Source organism: Ruegeria sp. YKSF070 (genome assembly GCF_059612725.1).
On the sequence record NZ_JBXWRD010000003.1, the window covers coordinates 160546 to 179736 of the forward strand.

The following is a 19191-nucleotide window of genomic DNA, read 5'->3' on the forward strand; positions in this document are numbered from 1 at the left end:
CTCCATACTCGCCGATGACGGACGGTAAGGCATGGTGAGGTGGCATGACAGACGATCAGATCCGGCTGGTACATTCCAGTTTTGCCCGGGTATTCGCGCGCAAAGCGGAACTGACCGAACGGTTCTATCACCATCTTTTCCGGGAGCTGCCCGACTCTCGCAGACTGTTCAAAGGCGATTTTCCGGCGCAAAAGGAAATGTTCGCCTCGATGCTGGCCGCCACCGTCCGCGGTATGAGCGACGCAAAGAGTTTCCAGCTTCTGGGGCGCGGTCTGGCCCAGTCACATGCGCGGTTCAATCTGAACCGTGACGACCTGAAAAAGGCGGCCCGCGCTTTGCAGACCGCCTTGTCCGATGTGATGGGTGGCGCGTTGTCGCCCGAGGAAACAGCCGCCTGGAACGAGGCGGTGGCGCAGCTGATGGAGATGCTGGCCGCGCCCGCCTGACCCCGGTCAGACCGACATGCAGATGTATTTCATCTCCAGATAGTCCTCGATCCCGTGATGGCTGCCTTCGCGGCCCAGGCCCGATTGCTTGATGCCGCCAAAGGGCGCGACCTCGGTCGAGATTATGCCGGTGTTGACGCCGACGATGCCATATTCCAGCGCCTCGGCCACCTTGTAGACCCGGCTCAGATCCTTGGCATAGAAATAGGCGGCAAGGCCAAAGATGGTGTCATTCGCCATATGGATCACCTCGTCCACGTCATCGAACTTGAACAGCGGTGCCAGCGGGCCAAAGGTTTCTTCCTTGGCAACCTTCATGTCTTGCGTGACGCCGGTCACCACGGTCGGTTCAAAGAAGGTGCCACCCAACGCATGCGGTTTGCCGCCGGTCAGGACCGCACCACCCTTGGCGGTGACATCGCCCAGATGTTCCAGCACCTTTTCAACCGCCTCGGCATTGATCAGCGGGCCGGTGGTTACCCCTTCGTTCAACCCGTCGCCGACATTCAGCTTGGCCACGGCGGCAGCGAGTTTCTCGGCAAAGGCATCATAGACGCCTGCCTGCACATAGATCCGGTTGGCGCAGACGCAGGTCTGGCCGTTGTTGCGGAACTTGCACAGCATCGCCCCTTCGACAGCGGCATCCAGATCGGCATCGTCGAACACGATGAAGGGCGCGTTGCCACCCAGTTCCATCGAGCATTTCATGACCTGATCAGCGGCCTGTTTGAGCAGGATGCGGCCCACCTCGGTCGAGCCGGTAAAGGTCAGCTTGCGCACGCCGGGGTTCTCGCAGAACTCCTTGCCGATCTCGCTGGCGCGCGACGAGGGGACCACGTTGAACACGCCTGCCGGGATGCCCGCCTGTTCGGCCAGCACCGCCAGAACCAGCGCCGACAGCGGGGTTTCCGCTGCAGGCCGCGCAACAAAGGCGCAGCCGGCCGCCAGTGCCGGGCCGGCTTTGCGGGTGATCATCGCGTTGGGGAAGTTCCACGGCGTGATCGACGCGGCCACCCCGATCGGCTGTTTCAGCACGGTGATCCGCTTGTCGCGCTGGTGGCCGGGAATGGTTTCGCCATAAATGCGCTTGGCCTCTTCGGCAAAGAACTCGATGAAGGATGCACCATAGGCGATCTCACCCACCGCTTCGGTCAGGGGCTTGCCCTGTTCGGCGGTCAGGATGCGGCCCAGATCCTCGGCGTTGGCCATCATCAGGTCGTACCAGCGGCGCAGGATCGCGGCGCGTTCCTTGCCCGTGTATTTGGCCCATTCCTTTTGTGCCGCCTCGGCCTGGGCGATGGCGCCCGCCACCTGGGCGCGGCTCAGGTCCGCGACCTCGGCGATCACGTCACCCCGCGCGGGGTTGGTCACGGCAAAGGTGCCGTTGTCGCCGTCAACCCATTGGCCGCCGATATAGGCCTTGGTCGCCAGCAGCTTCGGGTTCTTCAGGAGCGATTTCAGATCGGTCATTGCGTCCAGCATGGCTGAGTCTCCGCCTAGAATGTCTCGGGTGCACCCAATCAGGTGTGTCGCCTCTTGTCTATGTCCACTCGTGGGGCGGAATCAATCCAGATTTGATCAAATTATCGGTCGGGCCTTAGGAAAACTCCCACTTGATCGACTCGGGGGCTTGCGCCAATGTCCGTGCGGGCTCTGGCGATGGCGTCGCCTCATGCCGCGCGGCATGCGCCCACTCCCCGTCCTGAACGCCGGGACCTTTCTGCAAAGGAGGGTCAACCATGACCGCTGATTTGTCGCGTCCGGAATTCTATCGCTATCACAACGGAACCGAAGCCAGGCTGCCTTTCGAGGCCGCGGAATACGAAGCACGTCTTGCCGGGTTGCGCGCCCGGATGGAGGCGCTGGGCGCCGAGGCTGCCGTGTTCACCTCGATGCATAACATCGCTTATTACTCGGGCTTTCTCTATTGCGCCTTCGGTCGGCCCTATGCGCTGGTCGTCACACCGACCGAAAGCGTGACGATCAGTGCAGGTATCGACGCGGGCCAGCCCTGGCGCCGCTGCCATGGCGACAACATCACCTATACCGACTGGCAGCGCGACAACTACTGGCGCGCGATCCGTTCGGTCACTGGCGAGGGGCGGGTGATCGGCTATGAAAGCGATCATCTCAGCCTGTTGCAGAAGGGCAAGCTCGACGGCTTCCTGGCGCCGTCGAAAACCGTCGACCTGTTCGACACCACCATGCGTCAGCGGATGATGAAGTCACCCGCCGAGATCGCATTGATCCGGCAAGGCGCGCAGGTGGCCGATGTGGGCGGCTATGCCATCCGCGAGGCGGTCAAGGCCGGTGTGCGCGAGATCGACGTGGCCATGGCCGGGCGCGACGCGATGGAGCTGGAGATTGCCAAGCGGTTCCCCGATGCCGAATACCGCGACACATGGGTCTGGTTCCAGTCGGGGCTGAACACCGATGGCGCGCATAACCCGGTGACGGGCCGGGTACTGGAACGCGGCGATATCCTGTCGCTCAACACCTTTCCAATGATCTCGGGTTACTACACGGCGCTGGAACGCACCATGTTCGTGCAGGAGGTAGACGCCGCCAGCCTGAAGATCTGGGAGGCCAACGTCGCGGCGCATGAATACGGCATGTCGCTGCTGAGACCGGGGGCGAGCTGTGCCGAGGTAACCCACAAGATCAACGATTTCTTTGCCGAGCGTGACCTGCTGCAATACCGCACCTTTGGCTATGGTCACAGCTTTGGTGTGCTCAGCCATTACTATGGTCGCGAGGCAGGTCTGGAACTGCGCGAGGATATCGACACCGTGCTTGAACCGGGCATGGTGATCTCGATGGAACCGATGCTGACCATCGCCAATGACCAGCCCGGCGCTGGCGGATATCGTGAACACGATATCCTCGTGATCACCGAGGACGGCAACGAGAACATCACCGGCTATCCCTACGGGCCGGAATTCAACATCGTCGGTTGAGGCAGGCGAGATTTTTCGCCGAAAAATCTTCGCCCCCTGACGGGGGCGGAGCATCGCGCGTCACAACCGGATCACGTAATCCTTTGTGGTGGTCTCGATCACCTCCCACGTGCCGGAAAAACCGGGGCGCAGGATGAAACTGTCCCCGGCGCGCAACGTGATCTCGGTGCCCTCGGCATCGGTCAGTATCGAATGGCCTGACAGGATGCGGCAATACTCCCATTCATCGTAAGAGATGCGCCACTTGCCCGGGGTCGAGCGCCAGATGCCGCAATAAAGCCCGTCACTTTCTTCGAGGTTCCAGGTGGTAAAGACCGGATCGCCCGACAGCACCTTTTCGGGTGCGGGGCGCTCTGCCTCGCCTGTCCCTTCGGGGGTCACCGGTTGGTAATAGCTGCTCATTGCCTGCCTTCCTCTGAATGGTTCGCAGCGGAGCATCGCCTGAGGTGCGGCAGTCGACAAGGCAGATTCAACCGGCTTTCCTTTTGCGTCCGAGTTTGCCACAGTTTTTCCAATCCCGGCGCCCTGGGGGATGTAAATTCTTGTTACATACCCTATCTTTCAGATGTATTTGACCCAAAAGGATAAAGCCATGTCCGATACCGCATTCGAGGCAATGATCCTGGAGACCCAGCGCAAGGTGCGCGAAAGTCAGGCCCAGATTGAAGGTGTCACCAGCCGGATCGAGGCGGCCCGTGCCAAGATCGGCACCGCCGAGGCCGATATCGACATCGAGAACGCCACGCTGGAAGATGTGCACGCCCATACCGAGGTGATGAACGCCAATATCGCCGAGCTAATCATGGGGCTGGACGATGTGACCTCGGCTTTTTCCAAGGATTTCGACGAAATGCGCTCGAAAACCGGGTGGGAGAGCTTTGTCGGCATCTTCTCCAGCGGCAAATCGGAATCGATGCGGCAGGAGCGGATGCGCACCGCCAATATCGACGACAAGTTGCAGGATCTGATCGCCAAGTCGGATGTGATCGTCAAGCTGCTCGAAGGGCAGTTGGCGGTGCTTGAAGAGCAGCGCACCAAGGTGGAAACCAACCTGTCCGGCACGTTGGATGATCGCGAGGCGACCGTTGGCGTGTTGGAGGCCGTGCGAGCGGAAATCCTCGCCATGGATCCGCAGATCATCGCGCTGGAAAACAAGATCAGCGTCGAACAAGATGCCGCCGCGCGCACCAAGCTGGAAACCGAACTGGCCGAGCTGAACAAGGCCTATAACGCCAAGGTACGCGACGAGCAGGTGAAGCTGGCGAAAAGCCAGACGCTGGAACGCTACATCGAAAAGGGCAAGTCTTGGGTCGACAGCCTGCAAAACCAGGCTGCGACCCAGATGGTGCTGATCAACAAACTGCAAACGGACACGCAACAGCGGGTTGTGCTGTATGATGCGCTGACCAAATCGTTGAAAACCGCGCAGCAGCAGGACGTGGCCCACCGCATCAACGAGATCGGCGTGCAGACCGACCAGGAAGCGCAGACTGCCATGGCCGCCATCGGCACCGCGACCAACCAGAAAATGGCCGACATGCTCGAGGCGCATGAGGATCACATGGTCTTTGCCCGCGACGTGCTGGAGAAGAAGGCCAAGGCCGATGAGCGCTTTGCCCGCCGGTTCGCCGCGATCGTCGAGAAGCACGACAAGAACCTGTATGGGGGCTGATCTTGGCCGACCCCGCCCACGATCACGTCGGCCTGACCGACACATTCGCCTCGCGCCGGTATTTCCGCAAGTTCGAGACAATTACCACCCATCTGCTGCGGGTGGCCGCCAACATGGAGGCCGAGGGCGCGATTAGCCGCGATGAGGTGCGGATTGTCTCGCGCTATATCTCGGGGCTGCTCTTCAGCTTTCGTGCGCTCAGCATGAAGTATCTGCTGGTCGGGCGCGATACGGGGCGGTTCTTCGGCTCGCTCAACATGGACAAGCGCGACAGCGGCTTTCCGGTGGCGGCCGAGTTGATGACCATGGCCAACGACGCCCAGCAGGCGGCCAGCCATCTGGCCAACATGCCGTCCGAGGCGGCGCTCAAGGACGAGATGGTCCAGACCATCCTGGGCAATCGAGAGATCCCGACCAAGCTGCAATTCGCCCTGTCGCAGCGGCTCTACTACGAGGAACTGGTCAAGGGGCAGTTGTTCTGGGTGCGCAATGACCCCGAATGCCACTGGATTTCTACCGAGGGCGAGCGGCGCCGGTTCCTGCTGCATTGGGCGGTCTATGACAGCCAGATCAACCTGCCGGTGATCTATCTGATGCGGCTAGAGGATACCGGCAAACAGGCGCTGCCCAAGGACAGCCGCCGCTGGCCCGAAGTACAGGCGCATCTGATGGCGCAGTCGCTTGCCGGGCTGAAGCTGTTGACCATCGCCAAGGGGTTTGACGAGGATTTCGACGACCTGCACCCCAAGCATCTGCGCCGCATCCATGTGGGGCCGATGTATTCCTCGGCCTTTACCGAACAATCCGGTCCGCTGCGCGCGGTGCTGGAGGACGCGCAGGCGCCCGCCGGGCAGGACTGGGCGCTGGCCTGGACCAGCGAGGAGCTGGAAAGCGAGGAGGTGCGCGAGGAGCGCGTGGGTTGGTTCGGTACCGTCGAGCGCGAGGTCTTTGCGCTTGACCCGTTTGGCGGGCAGGGGGCCGAGACCGGGGCAACCCGTACCAGCCGGTCGATCATCCTGCCGCAGCGCCCGTTCCAGGTGCTGGCTGAACGCAATCCACCGGGTTTTGCCGATGTGCGCAAATTCGTGGTGAGCGAGGGCGGGCAGGTCCTGCGATATTGATTGGCCCTGCCGGGCCAAGCCTCCGGCGGGAGTATTTTGAGCAAAGTGAAGACAGGGGCGTAGTGACATGAGCCTGACATCCGACCAGATGGAACTGCGCGAAGAGGCGATCCGCGCACATTACCCGGCGGCCACCGCGCTGCTGGACGGGTTCGACCATGCGCCGCGCGTGGCGCAGGTGAGGACGCCCGCCAGGGCGGAGGAGCGCTCGCCGGGCATTCCAACGGCGCGGCGGTTCCGCTCGACCACCCCCGGTCTGGTGACGCGGCGCACCACCCGGCCCGACGGGGTGCATCTGCGCGAGCGGATCGAGGCGGCGGATGACGGCGACACGCTGGTCTCGCCGGTACAGGCCACCGTGGCGCAGGCGATCCGTCGGGCGCTGGCCATCGCGTTGGCCATGGGCGAGGGCTATGGCGAGCGTACGCCGCTGGGCGATCTGAAACGCGCTAATCTGGCGGGCGACCTGCCGGCGGCGCGCAAGGGCGAGTTCACCGAACTGCTGACCGCCGAGGCGCTGGTTGTCACCCATGTGTTCGGCAATGCGCTGGCCTATCTGTTGTCGCCGCATCTGGGCGCCACCTCGGTCGAGGTGGGCGAGGTCGAGGAGTTTCTGACCGACAATGCGCAAGTGGCGCTGCACGGGGCGCTGTGGGATCTGGACCAGAAGCTGGAGCAGTTCGCGGGTGACGACGCGCAACTGATCGCCACCACCGCCGGATTTGCCGAACAGCTGATGGCCAAGGCCGCCGCGCGCGCTCAAGGCGCCGGGCATCTGGGGCCCTTCACCGGGGCCGCCTGGCATGTCGAGGCCGATGATCTCACCCTGCGCGGCTTTACGCCCGCGGCCAAGGCGCGCTCGACCAAACTGACCATGACGTTCAAGAAACCGAACGAGGTGGTCGGCAACCATATCGCCAAATACCAGGCCATGAAGCTGGCCAAGATGCTGATGGCCTATGATTTCGAGCGCCGCCTGAACCCCTTTGCGGAACTTGGCGGCTTCATCTTCACCTTCATGGGCGATGGCAAGCCGGGCACCGGCAAGACGACGCTGATCCAGATGATGGCGGGGCTGATCGACGAATACTGCCGCAACGCGGGCTATCCGTTCCGCTATCAGAACTTCGGCATCGACAATATCGACAGCTATCAGGGCAAGTCGGGCCAGAATGCCAAGGCCTTTGTCCAGAATGTGCTCGATCCCGGCGTGATCGGGTTCGGCACCATCGACGATATCGACCAGATCGCGGGCAAGCGCGGCGACCGCCAGTCGAGCGCGGGCCAGCAGGAGGTGACGGCGGTGTTCATGGAGGCCTTTGCCGGTGCCAATACCGTGGTGCGGGGCAATTGCACCTTCGGCATGTTCTCGAACTATCCCGAGAATGTCGACGACGCCCTGCGCCAGCGCGCGGGCGCGCGGTTCCTGGTCGACGGGCCGCAGACGCGCGAGGATTACATCGATATTCTGGCCCTGCTCTTGGGCAAGCGCCACGATATCCCGCTGGGCGCGCATGACCTCTATGCCGCGCAAGAGATCAAGCGCGCGGTGGCGGCCAGTTTCGCCGCCCATGGCCGCCCGCAAGAGGCCGGGCTGGCGCAGGTATGGGAGAGGGTGGGGGCGCAGGTCGGCCCGCTCGACACCATCGCCAAGCTGGGGACCTATCTGAAAGGGATACAGGAGGCCGACGAGCGTTTTACCGGCCGCGCAATCAAGAACATCACCGACGCGGTCAAGGTGCGGGCGATGGATTTCGAACTGCCCGATGAGTGGATGGAGACCCCCGATCTGTTCCTGTTTCGCGACTATGACACCAAGCTGGCGATGATCGAGGAGCTGCGCCAGCCCATCACGGTCGACATGGTGGTGCAGGAGATCAACCGCTATGCGGATTCAGAGTTCCGCTATGCCGACAAGTCCGACGAGGTGGCCATCGACGGCATGGTGCGCGAGATGGGGCGGATGGAAGTGGCGAAGAAGCGGTATCTGGAGGGGAAGGGTTGAGCGAAACAAGGAAAGTTTCCCTAATTCAATATGATCTTACTCGTGAAGGCTTCAGATCATTACCGGAAGAACATCAAGCGGTTCTTGCGGTCCTTAGCTATGCAGTAAGTGAAATAAATGCTCTGCAAAGATTGTTTGTTGCGCAAGAGCTTAAAATGACTGATTTTGACGCTGTAAACAGCGCTATTAAAATTCAGTATTTCGTTGTTTTGCGCACTTGGAGCTCGAAGCTATTTGAGGTCATCGATTTTTTTGATAAGGCATTCTTTGGTAAAAAGCCCGAAGTCAAAGATAATATTTTACTAGGCTTGGCTAGCGCCGCTGCGGAGAAGATCAACTCGATCCGGTCTGGCGCAGGCTATGATACGGCTAGGGATATAAGGAACGAAGCGGCATACCACTACTCATTCAAAGCCGCAAAAGGCAACTTAAGTCATGTTCGTGATCAGGCCGATTGCAGATTGTACACCCATGTTCATGGTGGAAATGACTTTTATCCGTTGGGTGAGGAGGTCATGTTTCAGGCAAGATTGGAAAGGAAATGGAAGGCGCTTCCAAGCATAAATGAACGAAATGGCGCCTTCCTGAGCTGGCTCGAATGGAATCAAAAATCCACACACGTACTTGGAGAGGTGTGCGCCTATTTTTTTGACAAGTTGGTTTTCTCGGTTGTACCGGAAATAGGCTGGAGTGAGGGGGCTTATGAAATCCCATCTAGTCTGGTTGGGGATCCTAAGCGTAGAAAAACGCCAGTGTTTGTCGAGTTTCTTGAACCATGATCCGCCTCATCCAATCCGGCCTGATGTTCGGCAATCTCGTGCATATCTCCAGCCCGGCGCTGGTGGAGCGGTATAATCGCGCGCTCCAGCATCTGGCGGGCAAGACCACCGCGCTTACCGATTTCCATATCGACATCTCGGGCTATTCGCCCGAGATCGGGGACGAGTTGGGCGATCCGCTCTACCTCAACCCCAACGGGGTCAACCGGCAGTTCATCCTGTTGACGCCCGAGCAGAAGCGCGCGCCGCTCTTGAACGTCAAATTCTCGACCTCGCGCCCCATCCTGCGCGAGTTCATCGAGGCGAACGAGGCGCAGATCTTTGCGCTGACCGCCACCGATGCGGTGGCGGGAGAGCTGGTGAACTCTGTCTTCCGGCTGCGCTCGCCCGCCGACCTTTTCACCCTGCGCAAGATCGAGATCGAGGCCGACACTGTCGGCGGCACGCTGAAGAACGCCGACAAGCTGGCGGCGATGATCGAGAGGTTTAAGACCGAAAACGATGCCTGGTTCGACGATGTGCTGATCGCCGAGATGATCGGCATTTCGAAACAGACCGGTGATATCAGCCGCAACCCCGTGCATCTGAGCCACAAGGCGCATGAGCAGCGCAATTTCTGGACGGCGCATTTCGGCGGGCTCTACCTGTTTCCCGATGTGCAGCACCCGGCGATGATCTGCGCGGGCGAAAAGCCGCGCGACGAGATGCCGGTGAAATACGTGTTCGACCTGAGCGAGCGCAACCGGATTGCCAAGTTCCTCGATTACAACAAGCTGGCCGAACCCATCGTGCGGGCGCGCGGCATGGATGCGGCGGCGGTGCTGCGGCAAAAGATGGATTTCATCGTCATCGACACCGCCGCAGGCGCTGGGCTGAACCCGGCGGGGCTGGACCGGGGCGATATGCGGCGGTTGGCGCGGATGCATGCCGACAGGCTGCCCGATGAGTATCACGGGCTGGCCGAACTGGCGCGCTGGGCCGAGAACGGTGGCGACTGGCCGCGCATCTCGGCCGATCATCCGGCCTATTTCTATGGTCTGCGCGCGGCGGATACGCCCGACCGCGATCTGGTCAACATGCTGCTGGCGGAACTGGCGCCGCTGGATGCCCGCCAGCTCTTCATCTGCCACAAGGAGCTGTTCTATCGTCTCTATGCCACCTGGAGCGAGGCCAAGAAGAGCTTCGTTGCCGATTTCCTCGCGCGCGAGTATCAGGTGGACAAGGCAGGCGCCCGTGCGGCGCTGTTCGGGCATGAGCCGGACATGGAGAGCGCAGACAGCCCGCCCGGACTGGACGAGCGGATGATCGCGCGGGTCGGCCCCTGGGGCGCGATACGGAGGAGATAGGGTGTTCGGACTTCTCAGACTTGTCGTTGTCCTGCTTGTGGTGCAGACCGTGGCCTATATCGGCCTGTCGTTCTATTCCCGGGCGGTGCGGCGCGGCAAGCTGAAGCGCTGGTGGGAGGAAAAGGGCAAGACCGGCGACAAGGAGGCCTTTGTTTCGCGCGGCCTCAGGGCTTATGACAAATCGTTTCGGCGCAAGCTGATCCTGGGGGTCTACTTCGTGCCCTGGGTGCTGATCGCAGTGCTGATCTATATCGTGAATTTCAAGTGAGGACCTGGCCATGCGCTATGTCAAATGGGTGATCATCGGGCTGTTCTGGCTCAGCGTCGCCGCCTTCTTGCACTATACGTTGCCGCAGCGCGATATCGTGCGCATCGTCAACACCTATGAGGAACGGCAGGAGCTGAACGACTGGACCCGCATCTTCTGGTCGCGGCCCGACGACCAGTCGGTGGCGATCATCAACCGCGATGTCCAGTTCATCCAGGGGGTGACACCCGAAGGCCGACCGCGTGTCTATCGCAACGAGGATACCAGCTGGAGCTGGCCGCCCTATTTCAAGTTCGACACCGCAAATCTCTATACCGAGGCGAATGACGCGATTTCGTCAAAGGACAAACCTGAATGGGTAGCGGTCACCCATTACGGCTGGCGAAATGAATTCCTGTCGATCTTTCCCAACGCGGTCGCAATCAAGCCGGTCGCGGGGCCGGATGTCCGCCTGATCCCCTGGCTGAACATCATCATCCTGATCCTGCTGGCGGCGCTGGTCTGGGCGATCTGGGTTCGCTGGCGCCGGTTCCGGCAGCGGCGCATCGATCCGGTGATAGAGGATGTCGAAGACAGCCTCTATGCTGCCGGCGAGGCGATCGAAGAGCGTCGGGGGCGGTTCCGGCGCTGGCTGGACAGCTGGAAATCGAAATAGAACTTCACGCTTGACCTTTCACTGGCTGGAACCTTCAGAAGCGGGTCACGCATCCTGGGGAGCATGAAGTGAATCGCGCTGTCATCATCATTCTGGCCGTGGCCGTCGCCGTGGCGGCATATGTCTTGTATCCGCGATCAAAGGCGGTCGAACCGGTCGCCTCGAATACAGGGGTGGCCTTGGTGTCTGTGGCCTTGCCTCAGAGTCTTTCAGAGAACGCGCAGATCGGTGCCCGGGCGTACGAGGCAAAATGTCTTGTCTGCCACGGTCCCAACGCAGAGGGGCAGGATGAGGTCGCACCGCCCTTGGTACACAAGATCTACGAGCCTTCGCATCATGGAGACGAGGCGTTTCAGCGTGCGGTTTCTCAAGGTGTGCGCGCGCATCACTGGCGGTTTGGGGATATGCCCCCGGTTCAGGGCCTTAGCCGGGCCGATGTTGCAATGATCATCAGCTATGTTCGCGAGCTTCAGGTTGCGAATGGCATCCGCTGAGATGGTTCAATCGGCAAAAAGATGGTCGGTCTGGGTGATCCGCAACGCCTGATCCCAGGGGATCGACAGGAACTCGGCCACCTTGTCGGCGTTCTCTTCCGGGGTAGAGGTCTGGTGAACCCGGCCATATCGGGCAAAGCCGGCATCGCGGATGCGGTCCGCCTCATAGGTCATTTCGTTGCGAATGGTGGGCAGCAATCGTTCAAGCGTCGCCTTGGGCGTGCGCTCGCCGGCGAGCCCCACCCGATAGGAATGGCCGATCAGGTAGTCGTCGGTGAACTGGCATTCGACTTCGAGCATCCGGGTCACCGAGCGGTCGGAAAAGAAATCGTGCATAAGATCGAGGTTTGAGGGATCGAGGCAGATCACCAGTCGATCGGTCTCGAAATACTCGAACAGCATTCGCATCAGGGCGCGGCGGTGCCGGGTCCGTTTCTCCAGAGTTGCCTGAATGCCGCCCAGGTCAGGTAGCGGTGTGCTTTCCTCGTTGAACAGGTATTCGATGGTGGGCACGTTGGTAACTTGCCGGATCTGTTCCAGCAACCGCTTGGCCACGTGCCATTTCTTGCACACCACGATCATCAGTTCGCGTTCGCGCCCCAGCGTGCTTTCGGTCTCCCAGAACCGCATGGCAAAGCGGCGCCCGATCCGGCCGCGTCCGGTCAGGAACTTGTAGAGGTTGCGCCCCTCGTTCGAGATCTGGAACTGCACCCCATGCGCGGCATAGAGCCGGCCCAGACGCGCCTTCAGCTCCTTCGCCTCGGGGCTGATCTTGCGGGCGAACAGAAAATCCTGGCTAAGCAGCAGGTCGTAATGGTCGTTGTAGAAACTGACCGGCATGCCGTAATCCGAGAACATCAGAAAGGTCAGCGTGCGCGGGTCGATCTCGTGTTCGGGGATCAGGTGCCGGACCAGAGTCTGGAAAAAGGTCTCGTCCGGGATCCAAGTGGTGGCAAAAAATCGCATCACGTCGCGGCGCTTGCGGGTGAACTCGAGGATCCATTCGATCGTCCGGCGGCGCAGGCACCACCATTGACTGCCGATCATCACTTGGATGTCGCCTGGAATTTCGCGCGTCAGTCCGAACCGTTTCTGTGCCTCAAACATGGTGTAGAACAAGCGTTTCTGGGTGCGCTCGTTGAACCAGTGGCGATAGATCAGTCGCTCTTCCTTCCAGCCGGTCTTGATCCAGTCGCTTTCGAAATAATCGAAACTTTCGATATAGTCCTTGTCCTCAGCGTCCAGAAAGCTGTGGGCGTATTCGGCGGTCTTGATCGCCATGCAGTCGCCCGACAGCATGTAGAAATGGGTGGCTCGGGGAAACTCCTCGACAGCGGCCTCGATGGCGTTGAGCGTGGCCTGCACCAGCGACCATTCCCCCCAGCCGCATTTGATGCGGCGCCGGGCAAAGGTGACGTTCGGGTTGTCGGACAGCGCGCTACGGATACGGGCATAGTCTGCCTTGCGCGCGCTGGCGTCGAAATGGATCGACATGTAGTCGCCTGCGGCGGTCAGCCGCTCTGCCTGCATGATGATCGCATCCGGATCCTTGTGGCACAGGAGAATATAGGCGATTTTTGCCATATCGGAAACGATCGGTCCCTGTTTCTGCTCTTTGTCTACCCTGATAAAGGTGAAGGCCGATTGAATAAACAGAGTTTATTTGTTTTTTTGGTGCGCAAAGACGCCTGAAGCCAGACTATGGCGGAACAGGCAAAGGAGGCAAGGCAGATGGGTTTTCCCGGCACTTGGATGACGGAAAGTGAAAGCGTGGTCTATCGGGTGGTGCCGAAATGCGCCTGCTCGACCATCGGACAGATCATGTACTACTCGGATCATGGCGCGTTCTTCGATGGCGACATCCACGATGCGCAGGCCGGGTTGCACAAGTGGGCGCTCGAGGCCAGCCAGGGGCCGATCACCCGTAATGTAAAGGCGCACAGGTCCTATTCGTTCACCTGCGTGCGCAATCCCTATACCCGTATCCTCAGTTCGTTCTTCGACAAGATCTGCGGCATCCAGCGCAACGGCAAGCGCTATCGCGGCAATCTGGTGCCGATGCTGGTCTATAAGTACGGTGTCGAGGTCGGTGGCGAAGACGGCAAACAGGAGTTTGACCAGATCGCCAGTTTCCGCCGGTTCCTGCTGTTCGCGCGCGACACCATCCGCTGGCGGCGGCCGATGGACCCGGACATTCACTGGTCAGCCATGTCGGGCCATATCTCGACCTTCATCTGCAATGGCGGTCGCTACGACAAGATCTTCTGGACCGAGGCGTTCAATGACGGCATGCAGGAGGTGCTCGACAATATCGAGACGCCGCACAAGGTCAGGCTCGACAAGATCCCCCGCTTCAACGAGAGCGAGGGGCACGGACCAAAACGGCTTCATCCGGTCGAGGATTACTTCGACGATCTGTCGAAACACCTGGTCTACGAAATCTACAAGCGTGATTTCGACCTGTTCAAATACGATTTCGAGAACCCGGCCAACAAGATGCCAATCGACGAGATCGACCTGGACGAGGTGCACGCCAAGCTGGGCGAATAGGGCGTCGACCACGACCCCGCCCAGTTCCGCAGGGTTCTATCCGCGGTGCAGGTTGCTGGCGCGCGATCTATTGCGTTCGCGGTCTGCTGTCCTGTGACAATGGCCTCGACGATCCGGCCTGCGAGATAGTCAGTGCGAACAGCGAGCGGGTCGCGACCGCTTTGACGGGGCGGGCGCTGCTGTTCAGCCAAAGTCGGAACAGCAGCGCCCGATATGGGTCAGTTGACGCCGGCCAGCCACAAATAAAGCGGCAGGCCCAGCGTGACGTTGAAGGGAAAGGTCACCCCCAGAGACAGGGTCAGATAGACACCGCTTTCGGCGCGGGGCAGAGCGATCCGCATCGCGGCAGGCACCGCGATATACGAGGCCGAGGCCGCCAGCACCATCAGCAGGAACAGGCCGCCCGGCGACAGCGGGATCAGCTGACCCAGACCAAGCGCCAGCAGGCTGGACAGGACCGGCATCAGCAGACCGAAGGCAAACAGGCCGGGCGTCAGCAGCGCCCGGTTGCGCAGCAGGCTGCGCCCGGCGGACAGGCCCATATCCAGCAGGAAAAGGCACAGCACACCGGTGAACGGGGTGACGATGAAGGGGGCGATGGTCTCCATCCCGTCGCCGCCGGTGGTCGCGCCGATGACAAATGCGCCCAGCAGAAGCACGATCGAGCCATTGGCCAGCAGGTCGCGCCACAGGTGATCGGTGCCTTCGGTCCGGGCGCCGCCCCGATGCGCCAGCCACAGCGCCGACAGGATCGCGGGCACCTCCATCGCGGCGGCCACCGCGATCATGTAGCCCTCGTAGCTGTAGCCGCCCAGCTCCAGCAGGCTGGTGGCGGTGACAAAGGTGACGATCGAGATCGACCCGTAATGCCCCGCCACGGCGGCGGCGTTCATCGGGTCGAGCCGGGTCATCGCCCGCAACAGCAGATAGGCGGCAAAGGGCAGCGCAAAGGACAATGCGACACCGGCACCGATGGCCGCGAAGAGGTCGGCGTGAATGCCATGCTCCGCCAGGCTGGCGCCGCCTTTGAAGCCGATGGCCATCAGCAGATAGATCGACATCAGCTTGGCCGCGCCTTCGGGGATCGACAGGTCGCTTCGGGCGAAGGCGGCGATCAGGCCAAGGGCGAAAAACAGGATGGTGGGGGTCATCAGATTGACGGTCAGGCTGTCGAGGATGAGGGGCATGAGAGGTCCTTGGTTTCGTGCGTTCGCGTCTCATCGCTTGCCTTCACGGATAAGGCTAATACATGATGCCAGTGATATTCATAGTTTCAGGCTATCTGTCATGCGCCCCTCTCTGCGTCAGCTCGAATACATCGTCGCCGTTGACCGGCTTGGCCGGTTCGGCCTTGCCGCCTCGGCGCTCAACGTCAGCCAGCCGAGCCTGTCGGCCCAAATCGCCGAGGTCGAGGCCGAGCTTGGCCTGCGCCTGTTCCATCGCAGCCGTACAGGCGTGGTTGCGACGGCGCAGGGGGCCGAGTTGATCCGCCGCGCCCGGCGTATTCTGCGCGAGATGGAGGATCTGCGCGCCGCCGCCTCGGGAGGCGTGCCCTTTGGCGGGCGGCTGCGGCTGGGGGTGTTGCCCTCGATCGGCCCCTATCTGTTGCCCGGCGTGGTCAGCGCCCTGCATCGCAACCACCCCGAACTGCGGATCCTGGTGCGCGAGGAAAGCACGCAGTGGCTGGAACAGGGGCTGAAGGCGGGGCGGTTCGATCTGATCATCTCGACGCCCGAGGATCATCCCGGCACGGTGCAGACACGGCTGTTTTCCGAGCGGCTCTGGATCGCGGTGGCGCGCGATGATGCGCTGGCGCAAGGCTCGGGCCCTGTGCGCGCGGGTGATCTGCGCGGGCGGATGTTCCTGACGCTTGATCGGGGTCACCGCCTGTCGCGCATCGTCTATGCGCTGGCCTCGGAATGCGGCGGCGTGGTGTCCGAGGAATACGAGGGCACCAGTCTGGATGGAATCCGGCTGATGGCGGCGTCGGGCGCAGGGGTGGCGATCCTGCCCGAGGTCTATGTGCGCCGGCAGGGCGAGGCCGGGCATGAAACGGTGCTGCGTCCCCTGGTGGCGGCGCAGGCAAGCCGGGATATTGCGCTGTTGCAACTGGGTGGTGGCGAGGAAATGGCGGGCACCGACCTGATCGCAGGCGCCTTGCGGCAGGGTGCAGAGGCCTTGGGGATCTCGGCGGACAGGGCTGAGGACGAAAGCTGAAAACGGGCCCCTCCCGCCCGTCGTCGATATATCTGGCGAAATACCTCCTCCCGTTGGGCCGGGCGCCGCGCCAATGGCGCGGCGCCCGCATCGCCAGATTGCAGGCGAGGACGCCCGCCAGGGCGGACCGAGCCGCCCCTTGAGAGAGGTCAGACTTGACGCACCGCGCCCTTGGCGGCGCTGGTGGTCAGCTTGGCATAGGCCTTGAGCGCGGTCGACACCTTGCGCTTGCGCGGTTTGGCCGGGTGCCAGCCCTTGGCCTCTTGCGCGGTGCGGCGCGCGGCCAGCACCTCGTCGGACACTGCCAGATGAATGCGGCGGTTGGGAATGTCGATCTCGATCCGGTCGCCGTCCTCGACCAGACCGATGGTGCCGCCCTCGGCCGCCTCTGGCGAGACGTGACCGATGGACAGCCCCGAGGTGCCGCCCGAGAAGCGTCCGTCGGTCAGCAGCGCGCACGCTTTGCCGAGCCCTTTCGACTTCAGATAGGAGGTCGGATAAAGCATCTCCTGCATGCCCGGCCCGCCGCGCGGCCCCTCATAGCGGATCACCACAACGTCGCCTTCCTTGACCTTGCCGGTCAGGATGTTGTTGACCGCGTCGTCCTGGCTCTCGCAGACATGGGCGGTGCCGGTGAATTGCAGGATCGAGGCGTCCACGCCGGCGGTTTTCACGATACAGCCATCCTCGGCGATATTGCCGAACAGGACCGCAAGCCCGCCATCCTGGCTGAAGGCGTGCTCCTTCGAGCGGATCACGCCGCCTTCGCGATCGGTATCCAGCTCCTTGTAACGGTTCGACTGGCTAAAGGCCTGGGTGGTGCGCACGCCGCCGGGCGCGGCCTTGAACAAGCTCTCGGCCTCGGGGTTGTTGGCGACCTTGATATCCCATTTCGCAATCGCCTCGCCCATCGAGGCCGAATGCACCGTGCCGCAATCGTCATGCAGCAGCCCGGCGCGGCTCAGCTCTCCCAGGATCGAAAAGATGCCACCCGCGCGGTGCACATCCTCCATATGGACGTTTGCGGTATTGGGCGCGACCTTGCACAGGCAGGGCACCTTGCGGCTGAGGCGGTCCATGTCGGACATGGTGAAATCCACCTCGCCCTCATGGGCGATGGCGAGCAGGTGCAGCACGGTATTGGTCGAGCCGCCCATGGCGATATCCAGGCTCATCGCGTTTTCAAACGCCTCGAACGTCGCGATTTCGCGCGGCAGCAAGCCCTTCTCCTCGCCCTCGTAATGACGTTTGGTGATCTCCACGATGCGACGACCTGCCTCGAGGAACAGCGCCTTGCGGTCCGAATGGGTGGCGAGCGTTGAGCCATTGCCCGGCAGCGCCAGCCCCAGCGCCTCGGCCAGGCAGTTCATCGAGTTGGCGGTGAACATGCCCGAACAGGATCCGCAGGTGGGGCAGGCGTTTTCCTCGATATGCTGCACCTGTTCGTCGGTGAACTTGTCATTGGCGGCGGCGACCATGGCGTCGACCAGGTCGATCTTGGTCATCTCCAGATCGGCGATGTCGATCTTGCCTGCCTCCATCGGCCCACCCGAGACAAAGATGCAGGGAATGTTGAGCCGCATCGCCGCCATCAGCATGCCCGGCGTGATCTTGTCGCAATTCGAGATACAGACCATCGCGTCCGCGCAATGGGCGTTGACCATGTATTCGACACTGTCGGCGATCACCTCGCGCGAGGGCAGCGAATAAAGCATGCCGTCATGGCCCATGGCGATGCCATCATCCACCGCGATGGTGTTGAATTCCTTGGCGACGCCGCCGGCGGCCTCGACCTCGCGGGCGACCATCTGGCCCAGGTCCTTCAGGTGCACGTGCCCCGGCACGAACTGGGTGAAGGAATTGACGATGGCGATGATCGGCTTGCCGAAATCGCTGTCGGTCATGCCGGTCGCGCGCCAGAGCCCGCGCGCGCCAGCCATGTTGCGTCCATGGGTCGAGGTTCTGGATCGGTACATTGGCATCTTGCTGTTTCCCTTTTGCCCGCAGCGGGCGGTTGATCTGGGTCGGCGCGCTTGGGTCGCGCCGGTTGATTTTGCCTTGCCCGCCCCTGCCTGACCCTTGTCTGACCGGGGCGGACGTTATAGCGTACGCTACAGCATGGGCGTTATAACGCACAAGAGTATTTGCGGGGCACGAGGCATGCAGCCGGACGAAACAACCCTGAAACTGCGCGAGGTGCGGGCGGCGGCGGGCCTGAGCCTGGCCAAGGTGGCCGAGCTGACCGGAGTCAGCAAGGCGATGCTGGGCCAGATCGAGCGTGGCGAATCAAGCCCCACCATCGCCACGCTGTGGAAGATCGCCAAAGGCTTCCAGATGCCGCTGAGCGCGCTGCTCGGCCCTGCCGCGCTGCGCGATCCGCATGATGCTCGGCTGTTCCGCACCGTGACCTTTCCCGGCAGTATCGAGGTCAAGATCGTGTTTCCCTTTGACCCGCTGTTGGGGGCCGAGACCTTTCACGTCGCCCTGAGGCCCGATCAATGCCACCAAAGCGCCGCTCATGCCGCCGGTGTCACCGAAGAGGTGTTCGTATTGCAGGGCGCGCTTGAGGTTCTACGCGAGGGCGACTGGGTGCCGCTGGCGGCGGGGCAGGGGCTGCGCTTTGCCGCCGACCTGCCGCATGGTTATCGGGCCGGACCTGCGGGCGCGGCCTTTCTGAACAT

Annotated in this window: 18 protein-coding genes; 13 read left to right on the top strand and 5 right to left on the bottom strand. The window is 61.8% G+C overall.

The window, feature by feature from the left end; genetic code table 11:
• The first annotated feature begins 44 nt into the window (after nt 1–44).
• On the top strand, nt 45–446 hold the full coding sequence (locus AC2FL1_RS02820) for a globin domain-containing protein (protein ID WP_496875913.1): 402 nt from the start codon (nt 45–47) through the stop codon (nt 444–446).
• A gap of 6 nt (nt 447–452) precedes the next feature.
• Here AC2FL1_RS02820 and AC2FL1_RS02825 read toward each other — a convergent pair whose 3' ends face one another.
• Complete coding sequence (locus tag AC2FL1_RS02825; RefSeq protein ID WP_496826490.1) at nt 453–1928, bottom strand: NAD-dependent succinate-semialdehyde dehydrogenase; 1476 nt, start codon at nt 1926–1928, stop codon at nt 453–455.
• A gap of 257 nt (nt 1929–2185) precedes the next feature.
• On the opposite strand from AC2FL1_RS02825, the gene AC2FL1_RS02830 reads away from it, so the two are divergent.
• A complete protein-coding gene (locus AC2FL1_RS02830; RefSeq protein ID WP_496875914.1) occupies nt 2186–3403 on the top strand; it encodes an aminopeptidase P family protein in 1218 nt (405 codons plus the stop codon).
• A 60-nt stretch (nt 3404–3463) separates the two neighbouring features.
• Here AC2FL1_RS02830 and AC2FL1_RS02835 read toward each other — a convergent pair whose 3' ends face one another.
• Nucleotides 3464–3805: a cupin domain-containing protein gene (locus tag AC2FL1_RS02835; protein WP_496875915.1), complete on the bottom strand. Its 342-nt coding sequence runs from the start codon at nt 3803–3805 to the stop codon at nt 3464–3466.
• Between the two features lie 190 nt (nt 3806–3995).
• On the opposite strand from AC2FL1_RS02835, the gene AC2FL1_RS02840 reads away from it, so the two are divergent.
• The 8 genes from AC2FL1_RS02840 (at nt 3996) to AC2FL1_RS02875 (ending at nt 11743) form a co-directional block, all read left to right on the top strand.
• Nucleotides 3996–5075 carry a hypothetical protein gene (locus AC2FL1_RS02840; RefSeq protein ID WP_496875916.1) on the top strand — a complete coding sequence of 360 codons (1080 nt, stop codon included), beginning with the start codon at nt 3996–3998 and terminating at the stop codon, nt 5073–5075.
• A 2-nt stretch (nt 5076–5077) separates the two neighbouring features.
• Entirely contained in the window at nt 5078–6196 is a 1119-nt protein-coding gene (locus AC2FL1_RS02845; RefSeq protein ID WP_496875917.1) for a hypothetical protein, read from the top strand.
• A 67-nt stretch (nt 6197–6263) separates the two neighbouring features.
• Nucleotides 6264–8201, top strand: coding sequence for an AAA family ATPase (locus tag AC2FL1_RS02850; RefSeq protein WP_496875918.1), 1938 nt, complete (start codon nt 6264–6266; stop codon nt 8199–8201).
• Nucleotides 8198–8980, top strand: a complete 783-nt coding sequence (locus AC2FL1_RS02855; RefSeq protein ID WP_496875919.1) for a hypothetical protein — start codon at nt 8198–8200, stop codon at nt 8978–8980. The genes AC2FL1_RS02850 and AC2FL1_RS02855 overlap by 4 nt, the downstream gene beginning before the upstream one ends.
• The gene (locus AC2FL1_RS02860) at nt 8977–10326 is read left to right on the top strand and encodes a DUF6638 family protein (RefSeq protein ID WP_496875920.1); all 1350 of its coding nucleotides are present in this window, start codon (nt 8977–8979) and stop codon (nt 10324–10326) included. Before AC2FL1_RS02855 ends, AC2FL1_RS02860 begins: the two co-directional genes overlap by 4 nt.
• Before the next feature lies 1 nt (nt 10327).
• Nucleotides 10328–10594 carry a hypothetical protein gene (locus AC2FL1_RS02865; protein ID WP_496826475.1) on the top strand — a complete coding sequence of 89 codons (267 nt, stop codon included), beginning with the start codon at nt 10328–10330 and terminating at the stop codon, nt 10592–10594.
• A 10-nt stretch (nt 10595–10604) separates the two neighbouring features.
• Entirely contained in the window at nt 10605–11249 is a 645-nt protein-coding gene (locus AC2FL1_RS02870; RefSeq protein ID WP_234138671.1) for a DUF1523 family protein, read from the top strand.
• A gap of 173 nt (nt 11250–11422) precedes the next feature.
• Entirely contained in the window at nt 11423–11743 is a 321-nt protein-coding gene (locus AC2FL1_RS02875; RefSeq protein WP_496875926.1) for a c-type cytochrome, read from the top strand.
• A gap of 6 nt (nt 11744–11749) precedes the next feature.
• Here AC2FL1_RS02875 and AC2FL1_RS02880 read toward each other — a convergent pair whose 3' ends face one another.
• Entirely contained in the window at nt 11750–13327 is a 1578-nt protein-coding gene (locus AC2FL1_RS02880; protein ID WP_234144334.1) for a DUF5928 domain-containing protein, read from the bottom strand.
• A gap of 147 nt (nt 13328–13474) precedes the next feature.
• Here AC2FL1_RS02880 and AC2FL1_RS02885 point away from each other — a divergent pair, with 147 nt between their 5' ends.
• Entirely contained in the window at nt 13475–14293 is an 819-nt protein-coding gene (locus AC2FL1_RS02885) for a sulfotransferase family protein (RefSeq protein WP_496826469.1), read from the top strand.
• A 218-nt stretch (nt 14294–14511) separates the two neighbouring features.
• On the opposite strand, the gene AC2FL1_RS02890 is transcribed toward AC2FL1_RS02885, so the two are convergent.
• A complete protein-coding gene (locus tag AC2FL1_RS02890; RefSeq protein WP_496875921.1) occupies nt 14512–15480 on the bottom strand; it encodes a sodium-dependent bicarbonate transport family permease in 969 nt (322 codons plus the stop codon).
• Nucleotides 15481–15580: 100 nt separating this feature from the next.
• On the opposite strand from AC2FL1_RS02890, the gene AC2FL1_RS02895 reads away from it, so the two are divergent.
• Nucleotides 15581–16510 (top strand): hydrogen peroxide-inducible genes activator, encoded by a 930-nt coding sequence (locus AC2FL1_RS02895; RefSeq protein WP_496826465.1) that lies wholly within the window; start codon nt 15581–15583, stop codon nt 16508–16510.
• Nucleotides 16511–16659: 149 nt separating this feature from the next.
• Here the strand turns inward: AC2FL1_RS02895 and ilvD are convergent, their stop codons facing one another.
• Complete coding sequence (gene ilvD, locus AC2FL1_RS02900; RefSeq protein WP_496826463.1) at nt 16660–18492, bottom strand: dihydroxy-acid dehydratase; 1833 nt, start codon at nt 18490–18492, stop codon at nt 16660–16662.
• Nucleotides 18493–18670: 178 nt separating this feature from the next.
• Here ilvD and AC2FL1_RS02905 point away from each other — a divergent pair.
• On the top strand, nt 18671–19191 hold a 521-nt coding region (locus AC2FL1_RS02905), incomplete at its 3' end, for a helix-turn-helix domain-containing protein (RefSeq protein WP_496875922.1).